This window comes from Stenotrophomonas terrae (genome assembly GCF_001431465.1).
In the GTDB taxonomy this organism is placed as follows: Bacteria; Pseudomonadota; Gammaproteobacteria; order Xanthomonadales; family Xanthomonadaceae; genus Stenotrophomonas; species Stenotrophomonas terrae.
Genome location: NZ_LDJJ01000058.1, coordinates 1 through 591, shown reverse-complemented (window position 1 = coordinate 591; position 591 = coordinate 1). Strand labels below are relative to the sequence as shown.

The 591-nt window shown below is 62.9% G+C and carries 1 protein-coding gene; it reads right to left on the bottom strand.

Annotation, left to right across the window (positions count from 1 at the left end):
- On the bottom strand, positions 1-359 hold a 359-nt coding region (locus tag ABB27_RS15970), incomplete at its 3' end, for an endonuclease domain-containing protein (protein WP_057629783.1).
- Between the last annotated feature and the right edge of the window lie 232 nt (positions 360-591).

Below are 591 nucleotides of genomic sequence, written 5' to 3'. Positions count from 1 at the left end.
GAGGGTTGGGAGGGGTGCTTCTGGCCGTGCACCAGAGCCCGCAGGATGTCTTCCAATACCGCCGGCATTCGCAGCAGAACCTCATCATTCCAATAGCGCAGCACCCGAAAGCCCAGACCCTGCAACACCTCGGTGCGCCGCTGGTCATATGCACGCTGCTCGAGATGCTGCCCACCATCCAGCTCGACGATCAGCCTTGCTTCAAGGCAGACGAAGTCAGCGATGTATCCACCCAAGGGCATCTGTCTACGGAAGCGAAAGCCCGCCAACTGGCGGCGCCGCAGCTGCTGCCACAGGCGGTCTTCGGCATCGGTGGGCGTGTTGCGCAGTGCCCTGGCGCGCTTGCGCAGCTTGTCCATTGCGGCTCTCCGTGTTTGCTGCGGAAAGCCTGCGATTGCTGTTGCTGGAAGCCAGTCAGGGAATGGCTGGATTCGGGCTGTCCTACGGCTCAAAGAACACTGCGCTTTACCCCTCCCCAACCCTCCCCTCCGCCTACGGCGCAAGGGAGGGGGCAACAGCTGCAGCAGTTCGAGCCGCCCGCTTTTAGCCCTCCCTTTGCCGAAGGCAAGGGGAGGGTTGGGAGGGGTGCTT